Source organism: Shewanella kaireitica (assembly GCF_023284045.1).
GTDB classification, from domain to species: Bacteria; Pseudomonadota; Gammaproteobacteria; order Enterobacterales; family Shewanellaceae; genus Shewanella; species Shewanella kaireitica.
This window is the reverse complement of record NZ_JAKIKQ010000022.1, coordinates 1-18,750: the sequence shown is the minus strand read 5'-3', so window position 1 is coordinate 18,750 and position 18,750 is coordinate 1. Positions and strand designations below refer to the sequence as shown.

Genomic DNA, 18,750 nt, shown 5'->3' with positions numbered 1-18,750 from the left:
TATATTATCAAAGAGAATATGTACCAATTTTATCAACTGCTGACCATCGCTGGCGTATTTATATATTGGTTAGTCATTGCAGGGATCACAGTCAGAGTTGTCGTGAAAAGGCGCGCTATTGGCGTGTCTTTAGCCTGGTTGATGATAATATATATCGTTCCATTAGGCGGTGCATTTGCCTATCTTTTATTTGGTGAGTTAAATTTAGGTAAAAAGCGTGCAGAGCGCGCACAGTCAATGTTTACGCCTTATGAGATATGGTTCTCTAATCTTTATAAAGTACGCCAATATACCCCTCATGTATCAAGCCTATATGGTCAATCAATCAGTGCAATATGCGAGAAGCAGATAGGTATCCCCGCTCTTGCCGATAACCAACTCACACTACTGAACCAAACAAGTGAAATCTTAAATAAGTTAATCGAAGATATAGATCAGGCAAAAGAATCTATCCATCTAGAGTTTTACATATGGCAGCCAGGTGGGAAAGCAGATGAGGTAGCGCAAGCATTGATTAATGCCGCAGCGAGAGGAATCAAAGTTAAGTTGTTATTGGATGCCGCTGGAAGTCGAATGTTCTTCAAAAGCCAATGGCCAAAATCTCTACGAAAGGCTTCAATTAACGTTGTTAAAGCACTTGAAGTTTCACCGTTAAGAATGTTCTTCCGCCGACTTGATTTGCGATTGCATAGGAAAATTGTGGTAATAGATAATGCCATCGCTTATACCGGTTCGATGAACCTCGTCGACCCAAAATATTTTAATCAAGATGCAGGTGTTGGTGAGTGGATCGATGTAATGGTGCGTATCACAGGGACGACTGTGCCCGTCTTAAACAGTATTCATGCATGGGATTGGGAAGTTGAAACCAACGACCGTACTTTACCCGAACTGCCAGAGTGTTTACCACACAAAGAGCATGAAATAACAGATTTGGTACAAGTGATCCCTTCAGGGCCAGGTATGCGAGAGGAAATCATTCATCAGGTCTTATTGCAAAGTATTTATCAAGCCCAACAAAGTATCGTCATCACTACACCCTATTTCGTCCCTAGCGAAAACCTGCAATTAGCACTTGTTATAGCAGCGCAAAGAGGAGTACAAGTTGATATTATCGTGCCTGATAAAAATGACTCAACCATGGTTGAATGGGCTAGCCGTGCGTTTTTCACCCAACTCCTTGACGCTGGCGTTAATATCCACCGCTTTACTGGTGGCTTATTACATACAAAGTCAGTAGTGATCGATGCAAACCATTGTTTAATCGGTACTGTTAATCTAGATATGCGCAGCTTATGGCTAAATTTTGAAGTTACATTAGCAGTGGATAACCTTATCTTTACTCGAGACCTGCAGAAGGTTCAACAAAGTTACCTATCAGATTCAATCAAAGTTTGTCCTGAACAGTGGGCTAAAAGATCGCTGGCTAACCGGATAGCAGAGCGCACTTTTTACCTATTTAGTCCTCTATTGTAGAATCAAAACTACAATAGCTTCCCCTATCAGTATACAGAGTCGTTGGTTAAAAATTATGAACAAGCTTTTTATCATAGGTCTTCCACGAACCGGGACAACCAGTATTAGTGTGGCGCTCTTAGACTATGGTTTTACCGTCGCTCACACTGCTTATACAAAAAGAGCATTTGAATTAGCAGATGTAATTTCAGACTCGCCCTGCTTTTGCGATTATCGGCAGTTAGACAACTTATTCCCAGGTTCAAAATTTGTTTATTTAGAACGGGATCTATCTCTATGGGTGCCATCTATGCAGATGTTAATTAACAAAATGGCAGCCAGTTTAGATTTGAAAACAGGCGTATTTAATCCAGTACTAAAACGTACTTTTAATGAAACCTTTAAATTATCTTCTACCACTACACCCGATAACCAACAACACCTTATAGAGTGCTATCAGCAACATAAACTTGAAGTTCACTCCTATTTTAAAGAACGTGATGATTTAATAAGCATAGATGTAAGTAAACCGAGTAGTTTGAGCGAGCTGTTAGCCTTCATCGGTGTAAGTACTGATGAGCCATTGAGATTCCCGCACTTGAATATAGGCAAGCAAGTTGCTTGCTGGAAAGAATATAAGCACCCAAATAAAGTCAATTCGAATGCAGCCGGTATAGAGCAACGTAAATTCTTTAGTTACTGACACCCTCAATATTGATGAAGTGCCAATAAAAACACAGCAAAAAGCCCGTTATCTTTCAATAACGGGCTTTTTAGTATATGGCGGTGAGCGAGAGATTCGAACTCTCGTTAGGGATAAACCTAAACACACTTTCCAGGCGTGCGCCTTCAGCCACTCAGCCAGCTCACCAAATGATTATTTTTATGTGTTTAATCATCACAATAGCCAGAAGCACTAATGCTGCCAACGGAGCGCTACTTTACGCAAAAGCCTTATGTGCGTCAAGCGTATTTGTAGCTAGTTTAAGTGTTTGCATACTTGGTAGCCAAATTCCTACTAGGCGTGCAAAATTACATCAAGAAAGCGTAAACTTACTAACCTGTTTCGCCACATCGTTTGAACCGTTTACTAACTCATTCGTAAGCAACTGTAGCTCGTCAGCAATGCTATGAGTCTGTATATAAATCTCACTGATTTTCAGTGCATTCAGGTTTACTTCCTCTGCCACTGCGCTTTGCTCATGTGTCGCCGCCGCTATCTGTTCATTCATGCTGTCGATAACACCAACATGAGTTACAATTTTTTTAAGTTCAGCGCTCACCTTCTCAGCCTCTGCAACACTTTCTCCTGCCTGCTTTGTCCCCCGGTCCATTGCATTAACCGCAACATTAGCACCAGAGCTTAAGCGTTCAGTCATCTCTTTAATATCACCGGTTGCAGTTTGAGCCCGTTGCGCAAGGTTTCTAACTTCATCAGCAACCACTGCAAACCCACGCCCCATTTCACCAGCACGAGCGGCTTCAATAGCTGCATTTAGCGCTAAAAGATTGGTTTGTTCAGCAATACCACTAATGACATCAGAAACTGCAACAATTCCCTGAATGTCCTGCTCTAACGCTTGCAAAGCGATTGCGGAATCATTAATTTCATTGGCTAATAAACTTATAGCGACACTCGAACGACCAACCTCATCATTGCCCTCCTGGGCTTCAAGGTTAGCTTCAGTTGATGCGTTTGAAGCGTTTTCAGCATTCTCTGCAATTTCAGCAACAGTCGCACTCATCTCTGTCATTGCGGATGCGACCTGCTCAGCTTCGCTATGTCCTAGCTGTACATCACTTTTTAACTGAGTAGAATGCTGTTCTAGCTTCTCGATTGCCTGAAATAATACGTTGGAGTTGTTTTTGACATGAGCGATCACTTTTTCAAAGTCAGTCATCATTCCGTTAAAAGCTTTTGCTAATAATCCAAATTCATCATCGCTGTTCTGAACGATTCTGACACTCAAATCAAAATTTTCTCTAGCAAGAGTCATACTTTGTTGAATGTTTGCCACACTGTTGTGAATAAAGCGCATCACTGACATCGAAACGAAAATCACTAAACTTGCTACCAAAAGTAATACGGTTAACGTTATATAAAGGTGTTTAGTTGCAAGACTGAGTCTGCTCTTAGTCACTGCCATTAACTCATTAGATAAACGTCGTTCAAACTGGCTTAACAATTCTATTCGTTTTGTAGAAGTCTGAAACCATCTTTCAGGTTGCTGTTGGCTCAATTGTTGCGGATTTTGAGCAAATCCTATCGCTCTGTAATCTGTAACTTCTTTGAATGCCTGATTGTTTAACAACTGATGGTAGTTAGAATAGTTTTGCGGCTCTGTTAACGCTAGAAAGCGTTCTTGATACGCTTCTTGCTCCGAAACTAGGGTAACAAAGCGGCGATAAGCGCCAGTTTTAAAAGTGTCATTACCAAAGGTTGAGCTCAGTACCGCTCTTTCAATACCTGCGCGCTCTTTCATCTGTAAGTAAGCTGAGAATGCAGCGGCCTGAATCGCTATTTGCTGATTAGCGCCTCTCTTAGCGGTAAGATCGACAATACTTAGCAACTCTTTGTTTAATTCAGTATAGAAAGCAACTTCATCAGCAACACTAATAGACAGGGCTTGTACCTGTCTTCTTACATCAGGGATTTGCCCTATAAGCGTGTTAGATTTACGGATCTCAGCAGCAAACTCATTTGGCAATGTATTGCTTTCTAGAAACAACTTAAATGTGCGAATAAGTTTATCAGTATCTTGTTGCTGGGCAGGTAATGTTGCATTAAAAGCCTTGCCGTTAGAGCCAATAAATCCTGCACTCATGCCGCGTTCTTTTTGCAGTTCATGCACCAAACTACTGTTGGCGACCGCAAGTTCGCTTAACACTAATACTTGATCTAACTGCTTGGTCAACTTGTATTGTTCATAGGCATAAAGCCCGCCAAAGACTATTGATGCAAATAAAGAAGGAGCGATAACAATAAAAAATTTATGCTTTAACGAAAGGTTGCCGAGCCAATTCCATTTCATTCGTGGGCCTTTAAGTTGTTAAATCAAATTAGTGGCTAGGATAAACGATAAAAGCATGAGGTAAACAGTTGTTTGATAAAATTTACATAAAAAAAGCCTGCTATTGCAGGCTTTTTAACCACCACAGAACGCGGCGTGATCCAGATCAAAAAATAAAGATTAGCGTGACATACCTTAACAATTGTTAAGCATTGCCTTTGACCTTCATATTCAGCTCTTTTGCGAAATCTAACATACGATCCAGCGGCTTTAACGCATCAAGCCTTAGCTTTTCATCAACAAATATTTCATGCTGCTGTTGTGCACCAACTTCCAATGAACTTTCTATAGCTTTTAAGCCGTTCATCGCCATCCACGGGCAATGTGCACAACTTTTACAAGTAGCACCATTACCACCTGTTGGCGCTTCAATAAGCACCTTATTAGGCGCCGCTTGCTGCATTTTATAGAAAATGCCTCTGTCAGTTGCAACGATAAACTTATCATTATCCATAGTCTGAGCGGCTTTAATCAATTGACTGGTAGAACCTACGGCATCAGCTAACTCAACCACACTCGCAGGAGATTCAGGGTGAACCAAAACAGCGGCTGTTGGGTGTTGCTTCTTCAGTTCGGTCAATGCTTTCGCTTTAAACTCGTCATGGACAATACATTCACCTTGCCACATCAACATCTCTGCGCCAGTTTCTTTGGCAATGTAACTACCTAAGTGACGGTCTGGCCCCCAGATGATCTTTTTATCTTCACTATCAAGATGCTCGACAATCTCGAGCGCAATACTAGATGTTACCACCCAATCTGCACGTGCTTTAACAGCAGCGGATGTATTGGCGTATACAACCACCGTATGATCTGGATGTGCATCACAAAACTCGCTGAAGGTTTCGATTGGACAACCAATATCTAACGAACAAGTGGCATCCAGTGTTGGCATCAAGACAGTTTTTTCAGGACTTAGAATTTTTGAAGTCTCACCCATAAATTTAACACCGGCAACAATAAGTGTTTTTGCTGGGTGATCTCGACCAAAACGTGCCATCTCTAGTGAGTCTGAAACACAACCACCAGTTTCTTCAGCAAGCGCTTGAATTTCTGGATCGGTATAGTAATGAGCGACCAGTACTGCATTACGCTCTTTAAGCAGTTGCTTTATACGTGCTTTCGATTGCTCTTTTTCTATATCAGATAAAGGCATAGGTTTAGGCGGGAATGGATAGTCAATAGTTTCAATACTTGGGACGAATGCGCTCATACAACAACCAAAGGCAATAACAGATTAGCGGAATTATACGGAATAGTTCACAAATTTAAAACTCTTTATCCTTATTCTATCTTTCTATTATTCCAACCACTCATTCATTTATTTCAAAACTTCTTATACCAATTGCATTAAAAGTTTGACCATTCAGCGGGAATTCAAAACGCTGCAGGCAAGTAGTGGGTTTTGAGCTAATAGTTATTCTCGGCTCTGGCATCCTGCTTCGCTCTCGATAATTGCTCCTGCATTATTCTACCTTCGACCATCCTTGGTCTCGTACCTCCTAAATCTGACCGCCAAGGAGGGCCGGAATGTCTTATTTTGTATGGAACAAAATAGACCATTTAGTCGTATATCCAAATCCCAAGCGAAGCATACAGCGTTTTGGCAATTTGTTTAACCTCAGCCGCACTACGTGAGCCCCTCAAATACTTAATGCAATTGGCATTAGCTATCGCTAAAGGAGCAGATCTTTATACTGAATGGGATTTGGTATTGCCATTAGCCAAATACAAAAAAGGTGCTTTAGTCAGCACCTTTTTCACATTCAACAATAAGTATAAAGATTACTGCATTGCCAGTAGCATCTCTTGAGGTTGCTCTAGATAAAGTTTCCACAAGTTACAGAAACGAGCAATGGTGCCGCCATCTATCACTCTGTGATCGCCTGACCAACTTACTTGCATGATCTTACGCGCTTCAACTTCACCTCCATCATTAAATCTTGGTAATACCTGCAACTTACCAAGCGCTACAATAGCCACTTCTGGTTTATTGATGATAGGCGTTGCAACCGTGCCGCCTAAAGCTCCAATGTTTGAAATTGAAATAGTGCCACCTTTAAGGTCGCTAGGGGATACACGTCCGCTACGAGCAGCTGTCGTTAAACGAGTAATATCTGCAGCAACCTCTAAAATAGTTTTATCTTGTACGTCCTTTACATTCGGTACTAATAACCCCACTTTAGAATCAACTGCCATGCCAATGTTATGACTGCTTAAGAATGTTTGTTCACTACAATCAGCATTCACTTGGCTATTCATATCAGGGAATTGAGCAAGGGCCAGCGACATTGACTTCATAAAGAAAGGCATCATAGTGAGCTTTAACTCATCAGTTGAGTACTTTTTCTTCATGCTTTCACGCAGCGCTACTAATTCAGTCAGGTCAAACTCTTCACAATAGGTGAAATGCGGAATGGTTGATACAGATTCTGTCATCATTCTAGCCATTACAGCGCGTACACCTTTAATCGGCTCTACACGATCTGTAGTAACATTTTGCTTATCGTTTGACGTTGGCGAAGCAACTTGCTCTTGTTGGCTTACAACAGCAACAGGCGACTGATGACGTTCTATATCTTCTTTAAATACACGGCCATTCTTACCTGTGCCTTTAACCGAAGCGATATCGATATCAAGAGTACGGGCTAAACGGCGAACAGCAGGGCTTGCAAGCGCTTTACCTTGAGAAGCAGGCTCTACATTCAGGTTCACTGGCTTGTTTTCCAATTCAGCAGTTGTTGTATTCTCTGCTGGTGCAACAGTAGCGGCTTGTGATTCGACTTCGATCGCAAATAGCGGTGCGTGTACTTTCGCTAACTGGCCTTTACGGTAATGCAGTTTAGCGATTTTACCGTTCTTAATTGCAGGGATTTGAACCAGCGCTTTATCAGTCATAACATCAGCAATCGGCTGATCTTCAACCACGGTGTCACCTTCGCTTACTAACCATTCAACCAATTCACACTCTACAATTCCTTCACCAATATCAGGCAACAGAAACTCTTCAATCGTGACCCCAGCAGATGTTTCTGAAACAGGTTGGGTGATTTCTGGTTGCTCAGTTACCGCTTCAGTCGCTATTGGAGCAGAGCCACCGACGTCAACTGAGTATAAAGGTTGGTGAACGATTGCAATTTCACCTTTAGCATAATGAAGCTTTGCTATGGTTCCAGCATAAGGCGCTGGAATTTGTACTAGCGCTTTGTCTGTCATTACATCAGCAATTGGCTGATCTTCTGTGACAACATCGCCCTCTTGCACTAACCACTCAACGAGTTCGCATTCAACTACGCCTTCACCGATATCAGGCAGAATAAATTCTTTAATCATGGCGAGCTCCTAAAATTTAACCGATGCTTTAATCGCTTCAAAGGTTTTCAAAGCATCCGGCATATACTCTTTTTCATGGATCAACGGATAGGGAGTATCCAAACCACAAACTCGTGCGATTGGTGATTCAAGGTATAAGAAACACTCCTCTTGAATCGTAGCCGCTATTTCACCAGCGAAACCACCGGTTAACGGTGCTTCATGATTAATGAGTAATCGGCCAGTCTTTTTAACTGAAGCCGCAACTGTATCAACGTCCCACGGTGATAAGGTGCGCAGATCGATCACCTCACATGAAATGCCTTTCTTTGCTGCCATATCTGCGGCATTTTCAATTATTTCCATCTGTGCGCCCCAGCCTAACAAGGTGATATCTGTACCCTGTCGGACAACTTCAGCTTTACCCAGTTCGATTTCAAAATCACCGTCACGCACTTCACCGACCGAGGCGCGATAAAGACGCTTTGGTTCGAAGAATATGACTGGATTTTTATCTCGAATAGAAGCAATCAACAGACCTTTAGCTTGCTCAGGGTTACGAGGAATAACCACTTTAAGTCCTGGAGTCTGAGTAAAGTAAGCTTCAGGTGATTGCGAATGATAATGACCGCCAGCGATACCGCCGCCATAAGGTGTTCGGAAAGTTAATCCACCGACATCAAACTCATTACCACTACGGTAGCGGAATTTTGCGCTCTCATTAACAATCTGATCGATTGCCGGAAAGATATAATCTGCAAATTGTATTTCAGCGACAGCAGTCATACCATTGGATGCGAGTCCATTAGCAAAACCGGCAATACCTTGTTCTGTTAGTGGGGTATTAAAGCAACGGTCACGGCCGAACTTTTCTTGTAAGCCCGAAGTCGCTCTGAAAACACCGCCAAAATGACCGACGTCTTCACCAAATACCATCATTTTTTTATCAGCTTCCATTTCCGAGCTCAGGGCTTCGTTAATGGCTTGCAACATATTCATCTCTGCCACAGCTTAGATTCTCCCTGCGCTTTTTGGATAGGCTTCTGGATACTTTTTGATGTGTGACTTAAGATCAGCTAACTGTTTCTCTAGGATTGGCGTTGGCTTGTCATACACATCTTGAATTAGTTCATCTAAGTGCGGTAAAGGCACCTTTTCAGCAACTTTAAGTTCCGCTAACACCTCTTCACGATATTTGACATATAAATCAGCATCTTGCTTCTCTTTTAGCCAGCCTTTATTGATCATCCATAACTTAAAGCGTTTTACAGGATCATGCTGCTGCCACTTTGCTTCTTCATCTTTTGAACGATAGCCCGAAGGATCGTCTGAAGATGAGTGTGCGCCTAAACGATAAGTCATCGCTTCAATGAGCACTGGCGCATTGTTATCTAACGCATAAGCCCGCGCCTGTTGTGTAGCAGCCAATACAGCGAGCATATCGTTGCCATCAACACGAATAGTGTGCATGCCGTAACCAGGACCCCGACTCGCTATACCATTACCTGAAAACTGTTCTTCAGTAGGTGTCGAAATGGCATACCCATTGTTACGGCAGAAAAAGATTACCGGCGAGTTAAGTACTGCGGCCATATTAAGACCAGCATGGAAATCGCCCTCGGAGGCTGCACCTTCACCAAAATAACAAATAGCGATATTACGCTTTTTTTGCATTTTCAAACTATAAGCAACGCCTGTAGCTTGTGGGATCTGTGTCGCTAACGGTGAAGAGATTGTCTGATAGTTAAGTGCTTCGCTGCCGTAGTGAATCGGCATTTGGCGACCTTTACCCAAATCTTTTTCATTGCTGAACATTTGGTTCATAAACTGTTCAGTGGTGAAACCACGATAGCGTAGCGCTGCATGTTCACGGTACTGGGCTAAAATAACATCACCGTCATCAAGGGCAGCGGTGCTGCCTATAATAGAGGCTTCTTCACCAGTACAGGTCATATAAAAGCTAATTCGACCTTGACGCTGCGCACCCAACATACGCTCGTCAATAACCCGTGTAAATACGCAAGTATCGTGGATCTTACTAGCTAAATCTTCATCTATGACGGGCAATACTGCGCCCTCATAGGCTGTACCATCTGCTTGTAATACTTTAAGGATGGGGATCGCGATAGCATTTTTATCTAAAAAACTTACACGATGGACAGTCTCAGCATTTGTTGTTGCGTTGCTCATAATGTGCTCTTGTTATTTATGATGCTTCCAAATGTCAAAAGAAACATCTATCTATTCTAATACGCGGGAAGAACATTACGTTAACGTAAACTAACTCTCAATACTTCCCATCACTCAAAAGACAACTAAGCGCCTCCATGCATGTATATATTGGTTTACATGCACAGTTATTCAGTTTGAATTTAGTCTAAATTGCTGTCGTCTGCAGTCTTTAACATCAGCACTGTACGTTGACCTACAGGCACTTTGGCGTTAGGGAATACAATAGACTCAAATTCATGTTCAATCTTCACCGCCTTACCACCCTCTTTCGCTAACGTATAACCCTTAGGAAATGCGGTAAAGTTTTCGACATCATTAGTAAAGTTAAATTCAAAATCTTCAAAATGTTTGTTCACCGAACGGCAGACTTGATAGAGGTTCAATCTTTTAAGGTCAAACTCCGGCAATTGTAGCTCTTTACCCGTCATCAACAAAGTAAGCATCTCTTTCATGGCGATAAAACGCGTCATATCGTTCTGCCCCATCGGGAATACTTTTCCTAATTCGATGGTGAAGGCATCTGCTCGATAATTCTCAGACGAGAAGTAGCTAAAGGTTGTTGTTGGTTCATGATGGAACAATATGGTGTTTACGCCGCATGATTCAAGAAACATTATCTGCTCGCGACTGTACTTTCTACCAGGTCGATAAGGGTAGATAGCAAACTTTTCATGCTTTGAGCCCCGTATAGCAGTATGCAGGTCATAGTGTATACGCTGTCTTTCTCCAGATTGTGATGCGTAAAACCTATCGACATATTGCTCTAACTTATGTGCACGAACGCGCTCTGGATTACACAAACCTTCATCACGTGAGTGCGCCCCATTAAACAAACGATTTAAATTCTCGTCGATGAATCGAGTACCATTGTGGATAGCTGCAGGATTACCAATTAGAAACATTACCCGCTGAGCCAGTGTTAACTCTTCAGATAAAATCTGAGTGATTAATGCGTTACAAAGTTCGATCGGCGCAGTCTCATTGCCATGTACCGCACAGGACAACACTATATCTTTACTGTGCTTAGCCTGCTTTGGCGAAAAAACAATAACACCGGTATCCCACACTTCAACATGTGTATGCTCACCTAAGTCAAATTCAAAGCTCTCAGAAAGATACTGAGGATGAGCCAACGTTAGTGCGAGAAAATCCTTAGACTGCTTCAATTCATGAAACACAAATCACTCCTTATTTATACTTGTCAGTGCGCTAAACGTAAGTTTGATTATCCATTTAAACCAAGTCACCTCTGCGCTAATGCACTGGATATTAGCACGAAATATACCTCTAGAAGGCAACCAATTTACAGTCTTAGTTCAACAAGTAATCAGCTAGATTAATTTGTGCTTGCATTGCAACTAAACATAAAACACAATGAAGACATCTAGCCGTCCAAACGGCTAACAATATTTAATAGGAGTCGACATGGCTTTAGCTACATTCGGTGCAGGTTGTTTTTGGGGTGTTGAATATTTTTTCAAGCAAGTAGACGGTGTGGCTAACTGTGTCTGTGGTTATATGGGTGGAGACAATCAATATTCATCATATGTAGACGTGAAAGCTGGAATTACAGGTCACGCAGAAGTCGTTCAAGTTGAATACGATCCGAACAAGGTTTCTTTCAACACACTGTTAGAAGTATTCTGGCAAAACCATAACCCGACAACCGTAAATCAGCAGGGTGATGATATCGGCGATCAATACCGTAGTAGTGTATTTTTCCACGATGATTTACAACAGGAACTAGCACTGCTTGCAAAACAAGCGATCATAGACAGTAAAAAGTGGGGCAATAAGCCAATAGTGACGGAAATTGTTCCTATTGGGCAATTCCATGAGGCAGAAAGTTATCATCAAGATTATCTCGCTAAGAACAACCTACCTAGCTGCCATATAAGCTTCTAAACTGGCTATAGATAATGTATTAACTTTTAAGATTAGCTTTAAGAGTTTTTATTAAAAAAGTCATATAACAAAGGCGCCATTAGGCGCCTTTGTTGTTTACTAGTTTGATACTATCCCGCTAAAGCTTGTTCAACTATCTGCTGTGCTTCGGTTAATAAAAGCTGCAAGTGCTCTTCACTAACAAAACTTTCTCCGTAAAGTTTAAATAATGCCTCAGTACCTGAAGGGCGAGCTGCGAACCAACCATTGCTAGTAGAGACTTTGATCCCCCCTATTGCAGCTTTATTGCCTGGAGCATGAGTAAGCCTTTGGGTAATAACATCGCCTGCAAGTGTTGTCGCTGATATCGCCTCTACAGTGATCTGACCGAACTTAGCTTTGTTCTCTAAACTAATTGGACTATCAATCCTCTGGTAAAAGCTCTGACCAAATTCGCTTTCAAGTTCAAGGTAACGTTGTTGTGGTGTTTTACCGGTCACGGCTAATATTTCAGCGGCCAATAAACAAAGAATAAAGCCGTCTTTATCGGTACACCAAGTGCTACCATCAAGCCTTAAAAAAGCTGCACCAGCACTCTCTTCACCACCAAAAGCAAATGTACTATTTGCAAGACCATCCACGAACCATTTAAAGCCTACAGGTACTTCAGACATACGCTTGCCGTGCAAGTCACATACCTTATCAATCATGGCACTCGACACTAATGTTTTACCAATTAGCATGTTGTCGGTCCAATTAGGCCTATGTGTGACCAAGTAATCGATAGCAACAGCAAGAAAATGATTTGGATTCATTAATCCTGAGCCGGGGCAAACAATACCATGACGATCGTAATCAGGATCATTGCCAAAACAGAGATCGTAATTGTCTTTATGTGCTAACAAGCCGGCCATCGCATAAGGAGATGAACAATCCATGCGGATTTTGCCATCTTTGTCCAGCGTCATAAAACTGAAACTTGGATCAATTTTATTATTAACAATTGATATGTCTAAGCCATATTGCTTAGCGATAGGTAGCCAATAGTGAATACCTGAACCTCCAAGGGGGTCGACGCCTAAACGTAGCTTAGCATCGGCGATTGCAGCCAGGTTAATTACGTTAGCCAAATCGTCGACATAAGGCGTAATAAAATCTTCTTGAATAACAAATTCAGACTGCAGCGCTTGGGTATAATCGCAGCGTTTAACGCCCTCTAATCCATTAGCTAAGTATTCGTTAGCTCTATGTTGGATCCAATGGGTGATATCACCCTCGGCAGGTCCACCATGGGGAGGATTGTACTTAATACCGCCATCTTGAGGTGGATTATGCGACGGCGTCACAATCAGCCCATCGACTAAGTCGTTATTATTCTTATTTGCGCAAACAATGGCATGTGATACGACTGGCGTTGGGGTAAAACCATCATTCTCATGTACGGCGACAGTAATCTTATTTGCCACTAATACTTCAATAACTGATATCGCCGCTGGCTGAGATAAAGCGTGAGTATCTATGCCTAAAATAAGCTTGCCGCTAATGCCAGCTTGAAGGCGGTAATCAGCAACTGCCTGAGCGATAGCGAGAAGGTGCGCTTCATTAAAACTGCGTTTAATCGCACTACCGCGATGACCAGAAGTGCCAAAGGTCACTTGCTCAGTTACCTCTGCTACATTTGGGCATAATCGATAATATAGACTTATTAATTTCGAAGTGTTGACCAAATCCTTTTGCTCAGCAATCTGCCCAGCTCTTTCATGTATAGCCAAAAACTAGCTCCTTTAGTTACTGTTATATTTGATATTAAATTTTACTGGTAATAGCAGCAACTTGCTCTTCATCGGTACCAAATTGCGTTAGTACTTCTGACAAAATAGTGCGCTTTTTAGCAGTATTATTATTGGTCGTCACCCAAAATCCGCTCTTACCAATCTCTTTTGGATTAGCCGACTTACTGGCCTTAAGTAATGCATCCTTTGAGGTAGCAAAATACAAACGGTCGCGTCCTTGGATCTGCAGTACTTGCTGAAATTGGCTGTTAGACGATTGGTAAACCGTGTCTAGTATAAATAGAAAACGCCCTACTGCGCCCTTTTGAGCTGCAAGCAGATCTGCATCTATAAGCCCGATGAAGTCTGATGTTGGGTTTACTTGCTCTTCTATAGGTTCTACGGCAGCTTCAATCACATCCTTGTTAACTTCCAAGCTTGGATGGCTAATAGTTTCAGGCTCTGTCTGTGCAATTGAATCAACGCGCAGCCCTAGTATTCGACGTAAAATATCTGAAGCACTCTCGCCAATATGTTCAGTCTTACTGGCAATGTGACGGTAAAGTTCTTCATCAACCTCGATATATTTCATAACGTTTATCTTCCTTACGTAGAAAACTGGTTTCGGTGTTATTAATGACTATATTACAGCCCCGAATTATCCCCTCAGTGTAACGAGGTTTAGAGCCTTGATAAAGCATCAATAATTGAAAACTGCGATCCACATAAGAAAGAGTGTCGGTTAATCCTTTTAAGCGCTTAATAATGCACCAAAGAGATGACAATTTAGTGACCTGACTTGGATTATTTTATGGATACAGGCACAATCTGCCTCAATTGATCTTAGCGGTAGACGTAAAATGCACTATACGACCAAAGGCAATGGACCTGTTGTGATTCTAATCCACGGATTATTTGGTGATCTTGATAACCTTAAAGCACTTGGTAAAAGTTTAGAAGATAGCTTTACCGTCGTGAGAGTTGACGTTGCCAACCATGGAAGTAGTAAGCAGGTTTCCTCTATGACCTACCTATCATTGGCTGAAGATATCAAGCAGCTTATTGAAAGTCTCGATATTAGCAGTGCTATCTTGGTCGGCCATTCCATGGGCGGAAAAATTGCCATGGCGACAGCGCTATCTTACCCAGCTCTAGTTAGCAAACTGGTGGTAGCTGATATTGCCCCTGTTACTTATAACAGCCGTCACGATAAGGTCTTTGCAGCACTTGAAAGCATGCCGCTAAGCCAAATAAAAGATCGACGCGAAGCATTGCAACATATGCTTGAGCACGATATCGACGAAGGCACAGCGCAGTTCCTTTTAAAATCACTTACACGTAGTGAAGATGGCTTTAAATGGAAGATGAATTTGACTGGCTTAAAACAAAGCTATAACGACATAATTAGTTGGCCGACATTCACATCTCCCTACCAAGGAGCTTGCCTATTTATACGAGGCGCCGACTCAGACTATGTTACGTCGGCACACCGAAGCGCTATAATTGAACAATTCCCAACAGTTAAAGCGAAAACTATTGAAGGTGCGGGTCACTGGTTACATGCTCAAAAAGCCAGCATTTTTAACCGTATAGTTAAAGAATTTATTACCGATTAATGAGCTTAGAATTGCACGATTAAGGTGTAAATCGTCTAGCCGCTTTAAAACTTATGTGGTATATTCGCGCCACTTTTTTTGGCCAGAAGGAATGGTAGATGTTAATGCAATATATGGAACAGATTGAAGCTTTAGGCTTAAACCTGTTTTTTGCAGCCATTTTCTTTTTTATCGGTATGGCCATACACGATGTACTAAAGCAAGGGAAAGTCCCTAAATTTGGTCAATACATTGTTTGGTTAGTTTTATTTCTCGGCTGTGCCGGGTTTATAGCAAAAGGGATTATACAGATGACTTGGGAAGGCTCAGGCATCAGTTAAATACGAACTCAATGGCAAAAGAAACATCAGATAGAACCACCATTGATCTGTTCGCAACAGAAAAACGACGTGGTCGTCCTCGCAGCAACCCACTGCCGCGGGACCAGCAATTAAAAATTAATAAAAGAAACCAGATCCAACGCGACAGAGCGAACGGATTAAAGCGAATAGAGTTAAAGGTGTCACAAGATTTGTATGACGCCTTGAATGAACAGGCAATGGCCAGTAACATCAGCCGCAGTCAGTTAATAGAATCAATACTGCAAAAGTTAGTAAGTGATTAACGGCTTTTGCAGCACAAATACCTTAAAGTGAACTAGATATTAAAGGAACAACAATGGCTACAGTAGGTCTTTTTTTCGGGTCTGACACAGGCAACACCGAAGCCGTCGCCAAAATGATCCAGAAAAAACTGGGTAAGAAAATGGTTGAGGTGAAAGATATCGCCAAAAGTACCAAAGAACAGATAGCAGATTATGATCTACTTCTTTTCGGGATCCCAACATGGTATTACGGTGAAGCGCAGTGTGATTGGGATGATTTTTTCCCAGAACTTGAGCAAGTCAACTTTGAAGATAAGCTAGTCGCTATTTTCGGTTGTGGCGATCAAGAAGATTACGCAGAATACTTCCTTGATGCGATGGGCATGGTTAATGAAATTGTTGAAGGTCGCGGCGGTATCGTTATCGGTCACTGGCCAACAGAAGGCTATGATTTTGAAGCGTCTAAAGGTTTAGTTGATGACAAACATTTTGTCGGACTAGGCATTGACGAAGACCGTCAACCAGAACTAACTGAAGAGCGTGTAGATGCTTGGGTCAAGCAGATCTACGAAGAGATGTGCTTAGCAGAATTAGAAGATTAATAGTCCATTAGGATTACTAAGCTTTAAAACAAAAACGGCATTTATGCCGTTTTTTGTGTATGTAGTGATCATAAAAGATTTTTAGGTAGCAAGTAGTAATGACAAGTATGGTAGAAGTCGAAAAGTCTTTGGCAAAATGGGATATCTTTTGTGCCGTAGTCGATAACTATGGCGATATTGGTGTCACCTGGCGTCTGGCTAAGCAACTTACCAATGAATACCAGATAAACGTCACTTTATGGGTCGATGATTTAAAGAGTTTCTCCCATATACTGCCTTGTCTAGACCCAAAGCTTACCAGCCAAATACTGCATGGTGTAAAAATAAACCTTTGGAGTAACCCATTACCTGTTTGCTTTAACTGTCCCGACGTCGTCATTGAAGCATTTGCCTGTGACTTACCTGAACACGTTGTGCAAATCATGTATAACCAGCACCAAGCGTATAAAAATAATCTTAGCAACACTAAAGCGCCTGTTTGGTTAAACCTTGAATACCTTAGTGCGGAAACGTGGGTAGAGGGGTGTCACGGTCTACCCTCTATGCAAACTAACGGATTGAATAAAAATTTTTATTTCCCAGGATTTACCGCAAAGACTGGCGGCTTAATTTGTGAAAAAGACACCCTAACTAAACGAGCACGCTGGCAAAGCAATCCAGATTGTCGTCAGCAACTGTTCGATAAACTCGGCCTTATAGGTATTGCGGGTAGTGATACCGTCATCAGTGTTTTTAGCTACGAAACGCCAGCATTACTAGCTTTATGCAATCTATGGATGCAGAGTAAAAAGCCAATTCACGCACTCATACCAATAGGACGCAGCCTAAATTGTTTACAACCCTTGTTGCCTTGCTCTATTGAAGAGCTTAAACCTGGACAACAGATAAAACATGGTCAGCTAACCTTGCATATATTACCAATGACAGATCAACAAGGTTATGACGAGTTGTTGTGGAGTTGTGACTTTAATATTGTACGTGGTGAAGACTCTTTTTTACGCGCCCAATGGGCGGCAAAACCTTTTATTTGGCATATCTATCCTCAAGAGGATGATTATCACCTGGTTAAATTAGATTCATTTCTCAATTTGTACTGCTGTGATTTAGGCGAAAATGTTGCCAATTTATACCACAAATTGAATAACTCTTTTAATACGGGTAACCAAGAAGATACGCTTGAAGCATGGAAAAGTTTGACTTCTAACCTGCCCGAACTCACTAAAAATGCCAAACAATGGCCAATTAATACATTAAATGATACAGATCTTGCTTCTCGACTAGTTCAATTCGTCAAAAATAGCTAAGATACTTTGTTGAAATAGAAAAAACCTAAAATAGGAAATTGTGTAATGAAAACTGCTCATGAAGTCCGTCCTGGTAACGTGATCATGTTAGATGGCAACCCATGGGTTGTGCTAAAGACTGAAACAAGTCGCTCAGGCCGTAACGCTGCAGTGGTAAAGTTAAAGCTAAAGAACGTGTTGCTTGACTCTACAACTGAAACATCATTTAAGGGTGAAGATAAGCTAGACGTTATCGTGCTAGATCGCCTTGATTGTACATATTCATACTTTGCTGATCCTATGTACGTATTTATGGACGAAGAGTTCAATCAGTATGATGTTGAAGCTGAAAACTTAGGTGATGCTGCAGCCTACATTACTGATGGTATGGAAGATGTTTGTCAGGTGACTTTCTACGAAGAGAAAGCGATCTCTGTAGAGCTACCGATTATCGTTACCCGCGAAGTGACCTACACTGAGCCTTCAGCACGTGGTGATACGTCAGGTAAAGTCATGAAGCCTGCTACTATTGCTGGCGGAAGCACATTAAGTGTTGCGGATTTCGTTAAAACTGGCGATATGATTGAAATCGATACTCGCACAAACGAATTTAAGAAACGCGTCTAAGCTTAAACGCGTTTCAACTAAGCCAACCGCGAGGTTGGCTTTTTATTGTCTAGATTACGGCCTACACAAATATAAATTGTACTTATTACCAATTGCATTAAGCATTTGGCCAGTTCAGAATCCCTCAGTCTTTTCAATTCAAAGTGCATTGGTAAAGAAATGGTTATTCCCTTTTAAGCCAATGCAAAGCAGAAGTGGAAATACTGAGGGCCTCACGTAGTGCGGCTGAGGTTAAACAAATTGGCAAAACGCTGTATGCTTCGCTATGGGATTTGGATATACGACTAAATGGTCTATTTTGTTCCATACAAAA

Annotated in this window: 17 protein-coding genes and 1 tRNA gene; 9 read left to right on the top strand and 9 right to left on the bottom strand. The window is 41.7% G+C overall.

The genetic code is table 11. The annotated features are described in order from the left end of the window. Window positions 1–18 precede the first annotated feature (18 nt). Both cls and L2730_RS19650 read left to right on the top strand, forming a co-directional pair. Window positions 19–1,476: a cardiolipin synthase gene (cls, locus tag L2730_RS19655; protein ID WP_248976139.1), complete on the top strand. Its 1,458-nt coding sequence runs from the start codon at window positions 19–21 to the stop codon at window positions 1,474–1,476. Window positions 1,477–1,531: 55 nt separating this feature from the next. Next, the gene (locus L2730_RS19650) at window positions 1,532–2,158 is read left to right on the top strand and encodes a sulfotransferase (RefSeq protein ID WP_248976138.1); all 627 of its coding nucleotides are present in this window, start codon (window positions 1,532–1,534) and stop codon (window positions 2,156–2,158) included. A gap of 78 nt (window positions 2,159–2,236) precedes the next feature. Here the strand turns inward: L2730_RS19650 and L2730_RS19645 are convergent. From L2730_RS19645 to astE, 7 genes are all read right to left on the bottom strand, one after another. Beyond that, a tRNA-Ser gene (locus tag L2730_RS19645) sits at window positions 2,237–2,326 on the bottom strand. A 166-nt stretch (window positions 2,327–2,492) separates the two neighbouring features. Continuing rightward, window positions 2,493–4,487: a methyl-accepting chemotaxis protein gene (locus tag L2730_RS19640; RefSeq protein ID WP_248976137.1), complete on the bottom strand. Its 1,995-nt coding sequence runs from the start codon at window positions 4,485–4,487 to the stop codon at window positions 2,493–2,495. Between the two features lie 184 nt (window positions 4,488–4,671). Further along, entirely contained in the window at window positions 4,672–5,739 is a 1,068-nt protein-coding gene (gene nadA / locus L2730_RS19635) for a quinolinate synthase NadA (RefSeq protein WP_248976136.1), read from the bottom strand. Window positions 5,740–6,311: 572 nt separating this feature from the next. Beyond that, window positions 6,312–7,859, bottom strand: coding sequence for a dihydrolipoyllysine-residue acetyltransferase (locus tag L2730_RS19630; RefSeq protein ID WP_248976135.1), 1,548 nt, complete (start codon window positions 7,857–7,859; stop codon window positions 6,312–6,314). Between the two features lie 9 nt (window positions 7,860–7,868). Then, complete coding sequence (locus L2730_RS19625) at window positions 7,869–8,846, bottom strand: alpha-ketoacid dehydrogenase subunit beta (RefSeq protein WP_248976134.1); 978 nt, start codon at window positions 8,844–8,846, stop codon at window positions 7,869–7,871. Between the two features lie 3 nt (window positions 8,847–8,849). Next, window positions 8,850–10,028: a thiamine pyrophosphate-dependent dehydrogenase E1 component subunit alpha gene (locus L2730_RS19620; protein ID WP_248976133.1), complete on the bottom strand. Its 1,179-nt coding sequence runs from the start codon at window positions 10,026–10,028 to the stop codon at window positions 8,850–8,852. A gap of 182 nt (window positions 10,029–10,210) precedes the next feature. After that, window positions 10,211–11,248, bottom strand: a complete 1,038-nt coding sequence (gene astE, locus L2730_RS19615; protein WP_248976132.1) for a succinylglutamate desuccinylase — start codon at window positions 11,246–11,248, stop codon at window positions 10,211–10,213. 247 nt (window positions 11,249–11,495) lie between these two features. Between astE and msrA the strand changes: the two genes are divergently transcribed. Beyond that, entirely contained in the window at window positions 11,496–11,975 is a 480-nt protein-coding gene (gene msrA / locus L2730_RS19610; protein WP_248976131.1) for a peptide-methionine (S)-S-oxide reductase MsrA, read from the top strand. A 110-nt stretch (window positions 11,976–12,085) separates the two neighbouring features. Here the strand turns inward: msrA and pgm are convergent, their stop codons facing one another. After that, a complete protein-coding gene (gene pgm / locus L2730_RS19605) occupies window positions 12,086–13,726 on the bottom strand; it encodes a phosphoglucomutase (alpha-D-glucose-1,6-bisphosphate-dependent) (RefSeq protein WP_248976130.1) in 1,641 nt (546 codons plus the stop codon). Between the two features lie 34 nt (window positions 13,727–13,760). Next, on the bottom strand, window positions 13,761–14,318 hold the full coding sequence (gene seqA / locus L2730_RS19600; RefSeq protein ID WP_248976129.1) for a replication initiation negative regulator SeqA: 558 nt from the start codon (window positions 14,316–14,318) through the stop codon (window positions 13,761–13,763). Window positions 14,319–14,586: 268 nt separating this feature from the next. Here seqA and L2730_RS19595 point away from each other — a divergent pair, with 268 nt between their 5' ends. The 6 genes from L2730_RS19595 (at window position 14,587) to efp (ending at window position 18,437) form a co-directional block, all read left to right on the top strand. Next, window positions 14,587–15,342, top strand: a complete 756-nt coding sequence (locus tag L2730_RS19595; RefSeq protein WP_248976128.1) for an alpha/beta fold hydrolase — start codon at window positions 14,587–14,589, stop codon at window positions 15,340–15,342. Window positions 15,343–15,440: 98 nt separating this feature from the next. Beyond that, window positions 15,441–15,662 (top strand): DUF2788 domain-containing protein, encoded by a 222-nt coding sequence (locus tag L2730_RS19590; RefSeq protein ID WP_248976127.1) that lies wholly within the window; start codon window positions 15,441–15,443, stop codon window positions 15,660–15,662. A gap of 11 nt (window positions 15,663–15,673) precedes the next feature. After that, the gene (gene ybfE / locus L2730_RS19585) at window positions 15,674–15,946 is read left to right on the top strand and encodes a LexA regulated protein (RefSeq protein ID WP_220736400.1); all 273 of its coding nucleotides are present in this window, start codon (window positions 15,674–15,676) and stop codon (window positions 15,944–15,946) included. Between the two features lie 53 nt (window positions 15,947–15,999). Next, on the top strand, window positions 16,000–16,527 hold the full coding sequence (fldA, locus tag L2730_RS19580; protein ID WP_020912708.1) for a flavodoxin FldA: 528 nt from the start codon (window positions 16,000–16,002) through the stop codon (window positions 16,525–16,527). Between the two features lie 98 nt (window positions 16,528–16,625). Further along, window positions 16,626–17,831, top strand: coding sequence for an elongation factor P maturation arginine rhamnosyltransferase EarP (gene earP, locus L2730_RS19575; RefSeq protein WP_248976126.1), 1,206 nt, complete (start codon window positions 16,626–16,628; stop codon window positions 17,829–17,831). Between the two features lie 45 nt (window positions 17,832–17,876). Continuing rightward, window positions 17,877–18,437 (top strand): elongation factor P, encoded by a 561-nt coding sequence (efp, locus tag L2730_RS19570; RefSeq protein ID WP_020912710.1) that lies wholly within the window; start codon window positions 17,877–17,879, stop codon window positions 18,435–18,437. The last annotated feature ends 313 nt before the right edge of the window (window positions 18,438–18,750 follow it).